General features: G+C 43.9%; 9 protein-coding genes. 2 read left to right on the forward strand and 7 right to left on the reverse strand.

All coding sequences use genetic code 11. The features are described from left to right. Window positions 1-89: 89 nt before the first annotated feature. The 4 genes from AABK37_RS16505 to AABK37_RS16520 form a co-directional block, all read right to left on the reverse strand. The gene (locus AABK37_RS16505; RefSeq protein WP_432552641.1) at window positions 90-1676 is read right to left on the reverse strand and encodes a glucose-6-phosphate isomerase; all 1587 of its coding nucleotides are present in this window, start codon (window positions 1674-1676) and stop codon (window positions 90-92) included. Window positions 1677-1755: 79 nt separating this feature from the next. Beyond that, complete coding sequence (locus AABK37_RS16510; protein ID WP_432552642.1) at window positions 1756-1920, reverse strand: hypothetical protein; 165 nt, start codon at window positions 1918-1920, stop codon at window positions 1756-1758. 12 nt (window positions 1921-1932) lie between these two features. Further along, window positions 1933-2190 (reverse strand): cytotoxic translational repressor of toxin-antitoxin stability system, encoded by a 258-nt coding sequence (locus AABK37_RS16515; protein WP_432552643.1) that lies wholly within the window; start codon window positions 2188-2190, stop codon window positions 1933-1935. A gap of 31 nt (window positions 2191-2221) precedes the next feature. Beyond that, complete coding sequence (locus AABK37_RS16520) at window positions 2222-2347, reverse strand: hypothetical protein (protein WP_432552650.1); 126 nt, start codon at window positions 2345-2347, stop codon at window positions 2222-2224. Window positions 2348-2470: 123 nt separating this feature from the next. Here AABK37_RS16520 and AABK37_RS16525 point away from each other — a divergent pair, with 123 nt between their 5' ends. Both AABK37_RS16525 and AABK37_RS16530 read left to right on the forward strand, forming a co-directional pair. Then, window positions 2471-3580 (forward strand): branched-chain amino acid ABC transporter permease, encoded by a 1110-nt coding sequence (locus tag AABK37_RS16525; protein ID WP_432552644.1) that lies wholly within the window; start codon window positions 2471-2473, stop codon window positions 3578-3580. Next, on the forward strand, window positions 3570-4352 hold the full coding sequence (locus tag AABK37_RS16530) for an ABC transporter ATP-binding protein (RefSeq protein WP_432552645.1): 783 nt from the start codon (window positions 3570-3572) through the stop codon (window positions 4350-4352). Before AABK37_RS16525 ends, AABK37_RS16530 begins: the two co-directional genes overlap by 11 nt. Window positions 4353-4421: 69 nt before the next feature. On the opposite strand, the gene AABK37_RS16535 is transcribed toward AABK37_RS16530, so the two are convergent. From AABK37_RS16535 to AABK37_RS16545, 3 genes are read right to left on the reverse strand one after another with little or no spacing between them, the layout of a single operon-like run. Continuing rightward, complete coding sequence (locus AABK37_RS16535; RefSeq protein WP_432552646.1) at window positions 4422-5282, reverse strand: Rpn family recombination-promoting nuclease/putative transposase; 861 nt, start codon at window positions 5280-5282, stop codon at window positions 4422-4424. Continuing rightward, complete coding sequence (locus AABK37_RS16540) at window positions 5246-5515, reverse strand: hypothetical protein (protein ID WP_432552647.1); 270 nt, start codon at window positions 5513-5515, stop codon at window positions 5246-5248. The genes AABK37_RS16535 and AABK37_RS16540 overlap by 37 nt, the downstream gene beginning before the upstream one ends. Before the next feature lie 36 nt (window positions 5516-5551). Further along, window positions 5552-7036, reverse strand: a complete 1485-nt coding sequence (locus tag AABK37_RS16545; protein WP_432552649.1) for an aldehyde dehydrogenase family protein — start codon at window positions 7034-7036, stop codon at window positions 5552-5554. Between the last annotated feature and the right edge of the window lie 234 nt (window positions 7037-7270).

Genomic DNA, 7270 nt, shown 5'->3' on the forward strand with positions numbered 1-7270 from the left:
GAAGTCTCTTCAATCTAGGATGCCCAAAAATAAAAAATTGTTGCACACGCGACAAAAGTTGCCAAAATGTGCTTAAAGTATTACACCGATCAGTTGAGAGAAATTTTCAAACTACTGGGTTCTCCAAGATGACCGTGCAACACTACACCGCGCTGATTAGCGGCAAGATGACGCACAATTTTGTAAATTGGCTCAATTTGGTCGGAGGCGTTGGCTTTAGAGGCAATTTCCTGCAAATAAAGGGGAGTTTTTTCGGTTTGCAGCACTTCCACGACTCGTTTTTGCAAATCGAGAATGGTTGCGGCGGCTTTTTTACCAGCTTCTACACCTGGTTGATGGTAGGCATTAATGTTGACTAAACTGGCATAAAAACCAACAGCGCGTTCGTACAAAGCAATTAACGCCCCAACTGTGCGAGGATTAACTTGGGGAATGGTGACTGTAATCGAATCGCGGTGATTTTCATAAAGCGCTTGTCTAGTTCCTTGGAGAAAACCAGAAAGATAATCGCCTGATGTGACTCCAGGATCTATTTCTGGAGATGCACCGTTACGATCTTCCAAAACTTCGATGAAGGTGGCAAAGAAATTCGCCACGCCTTCGCGCAATTGTTGTACGTATGCGTGTTGGTCTGTTGAGCCTTTGTTGCCATAAACGGCGATGCCTTGATAAACAGTGTTGCCGTCTAAGTCTTTTTCTTTGCCCAAAGATTCCATCACCAACTGTTGCAAATAGCGGCTGAATAGAAATAAACTGTCTTTATAAGGTAGGACAACCATGTCTTTTTCGCCGCGTCCGTTGCCAGCATAGTACCAAGACAAAGCTAACAATGCTGCTGGGTTCTTTTTGACATCGTTAATGCGTGTGGCGTCGTCCATTTCTTTCGCACCTTCTAGCATCTGACGAACATCGATGCCTTGTAATGCGGCAGGTACTAGTCCGACGGCAGACAATTCAGAGGTGCGTCCTCCTACCCAGTCGTACATGGGAAAGGTTGCCATCCAGCCTTCAGATTTTGCCAATTTATCAAGGTTGCTATCGGCACTGGTGATAGCTACCGCATAATTAGCAAAGTCTAAATTCTGTCCGGCGTAAGCTTTTTTCACTTCAATCATACCGTTGCGCGGTTCTGGTGTTCCTCCAGATTTGGAGATAACTAACACCAAAGTGCTGGCAAGGCTGTTTCGCAAATGAGTCAAAATGCGATCGATACCTGCCGGATCGCTATTGTCGATAAAGTGAATTTTTAGAGGTGGGAAATCCGGGGCAAGCGCTTCGGCGACAAATTGCGGTCCGAGGGCAGATCCACCAATACCGATGGAGATAATATCAGTAAAGCGTTGCGCTCTAGGAGGATGAATTCCACCTGTTTTGACTTTTTCGGCGAATGCTTCGATTTGTTCTAGGGTGTTGACAATTTCGTGTTGCAGTTCTGGAGTAGGTGCTAAAGTATGATTTCGCAGCCAGTAATGCCCTACCATACGATTTTCGTCTGGATTGGCGATCGCTCCCTTCTCCAGTTCCACCATATCGGCAAACGCTTTGTCAAACTTCGGCTGCAACGACTCTACGAAGGCATCATCAAACCGCATTCGACTGATATCTAGATAAAATCCTAGTCCTTCGTGAAAATATAACCAATCTTGGTATCGTTGCCAAAGTGCCGTAGCATCCATAGGAAATCTCTAGTTAAGTGATTTTCACAAACAAGTTTAGTTTAAGCTGATAGCGATAAGAGCAGAGCCTTATACAGTTTTAAGTGTTGGGCATGGGGCATTGGGCATTGGGGAGGCAGTGCGTTGGGCGGCTTCGCCGACTTGAAGCATCTGCCGTCATTGGGCAGGGGGCATGGGGCATCGGGCATTGGGCATTGGGCTTTTCCCTTTTCCCCTCTTCAAATCCCCATTGCCCATTGCCCAATTCCCACTTAATTTAAACATCCGGCATAGGTACAACTCGCAAAAATTTTACAATTTGACCTCTAATTTCTATGCCTATGAGATAATTATCCAGGGTGAAGCGGTGAAAAATGCCGTCGCTGTCTAGCTGCCGCAATTCTGGTAAGCAATGCAGCGGCGATTTGTCAGCAAACTCAATAAAGACAAAATTATACACCCGCTGGTAGGCAGTCGGTTCTAAATTTTTCAAATCTATTAAAAAAGACTTTGCATAGCGGACTTCCCGATTCACAGCAAGCATCACCTTAACCAAATTTTGAGGATTACGACACAAGACACGAAAACGCTGGCTGATGAGTGAAAAACATTAACAGACGCAGCGCTTCATCATGAGTTAAGGTATCCCACGGTTGGTGCGATCGCTTAACTTCTTCTATGGCTTTGAGCATATAAAAGTCACAATATAAAGCGTGCATAACGGTGAAGAGGAGGGGAGGAAGGGGGGAACTCTTGACAAATGACTGATGACTAATGACTAATGACTAATGACTAATGACTCTTGACTAATAACTATGGCTGATTATCTTATTTTCTTGGCGATTTCTACGTCTATTTTCGCTTTGTTTGCTCTGGGACTGAATTTGCAGTGGGGGTTTACGGGGTTAATTAACTTCGGACATGTTGCTTTTATGACTTTGGGAGCTTATACAACTGTGTTGTTAAGCTTAAAGGGGGTTCCGCTGTTGATTTCGGCGGTAATTGGGGGAATTTTGGCAACTTTGTTAGGTTTGGCGATTGGTTTCTCAACTCTGCGCTTGCGGGAAGATTATCTGGCTATTGTGACTATCGGTGTTGGGGAACTGATTCGTTTGGTGGTGAATAACCAAGATTTACCTGTGGGTGACACTTGGATATCAGGTGCGTTTGGGGTGCAAAGTTACGCAATTCCTTTATCTACAGCGCCTAATTTGATTGTTAGATTAATTATGATTGGGTTGCTGACGCTGTTGGGTGGTATAACTTTATATTCGTTATGGCGTTGGATTCGCAGCACGAAAAAGTTAGGTAGCAAGCAAGAATTTGCTACACACTTGGGAGTGGGAATTTTATTTGCACTGTTGACGATCGCCATTTATATTTCTGGAGCGATCGCGTTGTATGATTACAACCCAAAAGCTGGTTTGATGCTGTCGTCACTGTTAGTATTAGCTTTGGTATTTTGGCGCTTGCAAGTTTTAGTGCGATCGCCTTGGGGTAGAATTCTCAAAGCGATTCGCGAAGATGAAGAAATTCCTAAAGCTTTGGGTAAAAATGTCTTTTGGTATAAACTACAATCTTTAATGCTGGGTGGTGCGATCGCTGGCATTGCTGGTGCTTTCTTTGCATGGCAACTTAGCGCGATTTATCCTGATAATTTCCAACCGCAGCTAACCTTTGACTGTTGGATTATGGTCATTCTCGGTGGCAGCGGTAATAATATCGGTACTCTTTTAGGTGCTGTAATTTACTTTGCTTATGATGCCCTTACCCGTGAATACTTGGATGATATTTTCCCAGCTCTCAGCACTGAACAAGCGGGTGCATTTCGCATCATGATAATTGGTTTAATTTTGATTGTACTGATGGTTTGGCGTCCTCAAGGTATCTTAGGAAAAAAGGAGGAACTCACCCTTGGCAAATAATCAATCTTCAGAATTACCTTTACTCGCAGCAAGTGGACTGGCAAAAAGTTTCGGTGGAATTAAAGCTGTAAATGAGGCAGAAATTCAAGTTAAAAAAGGCAGCATTACTGGATTGATTGGTCCGAATGGTGCTGGAAAAACGACTTTATTTAACTTACTTTCTAACTTCATCCGTCCAGACAAAGGACGAGTAATTTTTGATGGTGAGCAAATTCAGCAGCTGCAACCGCACAAAATCGCCCAGCAAGGCTTGATTCGCACCTTTCAGGTAGCGCGGACGCTTTCGCGGTTGTCGGTGTTAGAAAACGTGGTATTGGCAGCGCAAAAGCAAACTGGTGAGAACTTTTGGCAGGTGCAGTTGCAACCGCACTTAGTCGCGAAGGAAGAAAAGGAACTGCGCGAAAGGGCAATGTTTTTGTTAGATAAGGTAGGATTAGCTGCCAAAGCGCAAGATTACGCTGGGGGGTTGTCTGGGGGACAACGCAAGCTGTTGGAAATGGCAAGAGCGTTGATGACAAATCCGAAGTTGATTTTGTTGGATGAACCGGCAGCAGGGGTGAATCCGAGATTAATTGATGATATATGCGATCGCATTCTCACTTGGAATCGCGAAGAAGGTATGACATTTTTGATTATCGAACACAATATGGATGTAATCATGTCGTTATGCGATCGTGTTTGGGTTCTCGCTGAAGGACAAAATCTCGCTGATGGCACTCCAGCAGAAATTCAAACTAATCCGAAAGTTTTACAAGCGTATTTAGGGCAATAATTAAGTAGGTAGGGCATTGGGCATTGGGCATGGAGAATAGCAATAAAATACGCTTTTTACATTTGCAGCCTAAAAAATGAGTTGCCGGAATTCTTCCAAAGTATTGCTTGTCAAAATGCCTCGCTGAATTGCCTTTAATCGGTTCAAATCGGAAATTTGAGATATTTCTGGCATCAATTGCAATCCTTGAGTCCCAAACTTTATTTCCAAACCTAATTCAATACCGGACAACATTTCTTCTCGTTGTCCTTCTTGCCGTCCTAGTGCTTTTCCCTCTCTTAAGGCTTGCTGATACCAAGGAGACTCTCTTAACACTGCCATATCCCACCTCATAATTTGCTGAACTAAGGCACTATCTAATACAAAAGTAGCAAAAAACGCGAGAACGGTTTCTAACTGATTCAATTGTTCATCAGCACGAAGAATTTGCAAAGCTTGCTGAATTGTAGATTCTTCTGCACCTCCTTTGAGGATTGGTACAAAGGGAAGCAAAGAGGGAATTGATTGTTGAAAAGCTATTTCCACATCAACCTCCCAAAGATTTATTACGCGGTAGTCTTGACGGGCTTGTAACCCGGCAAACTCAGACTGGTAACGTGTGGGAATTTCGCTATCACTTACTTTAAGAATATTAACCAGTACTGGATAGGTGGGTAGGTTATATTTTTCTTCTGCCAATGCAGCATAAGCCCGCATTCGTTTGGGCATTTCTGGCTTATAGCGCAATTGTAACTCGTTAAGTACGATAAATTCCCCATATTGCGGACTCTGGGCGCGAATTAACACATCACTTTCGCGGCTAATCCATTGAAATTCCGAGTTGAGAATTTCGCCAGCTACGATGTCGGGAATTTGTGTTACCCATTTTACCCAATTTTCGGGTGCAAGGCTGATTAATCGCTTGGTGCTGATGTCAGCAGATTTAGCCATGAGAAGTTAGATGCACTGTTTTGGCGATGATTAATTTTAATAGGTTGTGGAGAAAAAGGCGATCGCATCCTCGTAAAAACCAGCAGGCGAGCGCCTTCACAAGTCCGACTGAGTAAACGCTTCGCGCACTCGTAACCCAAAGCCAAAATCGTCAAAAATAGAGTTGTAAACCTTGAAGCAGAATCATTCCCCGCAGAGTTTTGATGTGTCCCTATTTGAACAAAATCCCGCACTTTATCAAGTTGAGGTTGAAACTTAATTTGCCACTTTTAACTACGATTATCAATCTGGGCGCGTTGCAAACTTCCAGAAAAGTCAACATACACACTTTTCCATTCTGTAAATACATCTAAAGCGGTAGTTCCGGCTTCGCGGTGTCCGTTGCCGGTTTGTTTGACACCACCAAAGGGTAAATGTACTTCTGCGCCGATTGTGGGACCATTAATATAAGTTATTCCGGCTTCGATGTCGCGCATGGCAGCAAAAGCGCGGTTGATATCGCGGGTGTAAACTGAAGAAGAAAGACCGTAATTGGTATCGTTGAGGATGGCGATCGCTTCTTCAAAAGAGCTAACTTCAATTAATGCCACAACTGGTCCAAATATTTCTTCTCGCGCAACCCGCATTTCGGGAGTTACATTATCAAGAATAGTTGGTTGAAAAAAGTAACCGTTTTTCAATTCTCCCTCGTCGGCAATTTCCCCACCAATTAACACCTTTGCATTTTCCTCACGGGCAATATCCAAATACATTTTCACCCGTTGAAGTTGCCTTTGATTAATTATCGGACCAATATCAGTATCGGGGTCGGTGGGAGAACCCAAGCGTAACTTACTTGTACGCTCTTTCAACATCGTGGTAAACTTCTCTTTGATATCGCGATGTAAAATTAAGCGACTCGTAGCCGTACAGCGTTGACCAGCCGTACCGAATGCACCCCAAATTGCCCCATCTAACGCCAATTCTAAGTCTGCATCTTCCATCACCACTTGAGCATTTTTCCCCCCCATTTCCAGACAGACGCGCTTGTGAGTGCGTCCGCAAGTTTCGCCGACAAAAGCGCCGGTTTCCGAAGAACCGGTAAAAGAAACTAAATCAACATCAGGATGTTCAACTAAAGCTTTACCCGCTTCTTCACCCAATCCATGCACCAAGTTAATTACACCGGCAGGTAAACCGGCTTGTTGAAAAATCTCAATTAACTTAGTTGCACAAGCGGGAGTATCTTCTGCCGGTTTGAGGATGACAGTATTACCACAAACTAGTGCCGGCATAGCTTTCCAACAAGGAATCGCAACAGGAAAATTCCAAGGAGTAATTAAAGCACAAACTCCTATCGGCATCCGCATCGTCATCGCGAATTTATTCGGCATTTCTGAAGGTGTAGTTTGCCCAAAAAGTCGTCGTCCTTCCCCAGCACTGTAAAATGCACAGTCTACACCTTCTTGCACATCTCCCCGCGCTTCGGTTATCGCTTTACCCATTTCTCGACTGATTAACTGGGCAAGTTCCTCTTTATGTTGAAGTAACAATTCCCCAACGCGAAAAATATATTCGGCTCTAGCCGGTGCGGGAACTTGTCGCCAACTGTGGTAAGCTTTACGAGCAGATGCAACTGCTACATCTACATCTGCTGAATCAGAACGGGGAAAAGTAGCGACAATTTCGTTATTGGTTGGGTTGCGACTTAAGAGTGTTTGTGTAGTACTCAACCATTGACCGTCGATGTAATTGCAGCAAGTTAGCGTAGTCATAGGGGAGTTTTTTGTATTAAGTTTCCCTTGTTTATTAATTGTCGTCAAGTATAAGGAAAATGTTCTCACGCTCAGGCTACAGTATTTCACTAATTCGTCGCCAATTAAAGAAAGGCAATACCCCTGCATTATTAATGCATCGGCTTGCATTGTTAATGCATCGGCTTGCATTGTTAATGCATCGGCTTGCATTGTTAATGCATCGGCTTGCATTGTTAATGCATCGGCTTGCAT

The organism is Tolypothrix sp. VBCCA 56010 (genome assembly GCF_050875635.1).
GTDB lineage: Bacteria > Cyanobacteriota > Cyanobacteriia > Cyanobacteriales > Nostocaceae > Hassallia.

Bases quoted from the DNA above. Each gene is read 5' to 3' on its own strand.
- AABK37_RS16525 (WP_432552644.1), top strand. From the start codon at position 2,471: ATGGCTGATTATCTTATTTTCTTGGCGATTTCTACGTCTATTTTCGCT.
- AABK37_RS16545 (WP_432552649.1), bottom strand. From the start codon at position 7,036: ATGACTACGCTAACTTGCTGCAATTACATCGACGGTCAATGGTTGAGT.
- AABK37_RS16520 (WP_432552650.1), bottom strand. From the start codon at position 2,347: ATGCTCAAAGCCATAGAAGAAGTTAAGCGATCGCACCAACCGTGGGAT.
- AABK37_RS16505 (WP_432552641.1), bottom strand. From the start codon at position 1,676: ATGGATGCTACGGCACTTTGGCAACGATACCAAGATTGGTTATATTTT.
- AABK37_RS16535 (WP_432552646.1), bottom strand. From the start codon at position 5,282: ATGGCTAAATCTGCTGACATCAGCACCAAGCGATTAATCAGCCTTGCA.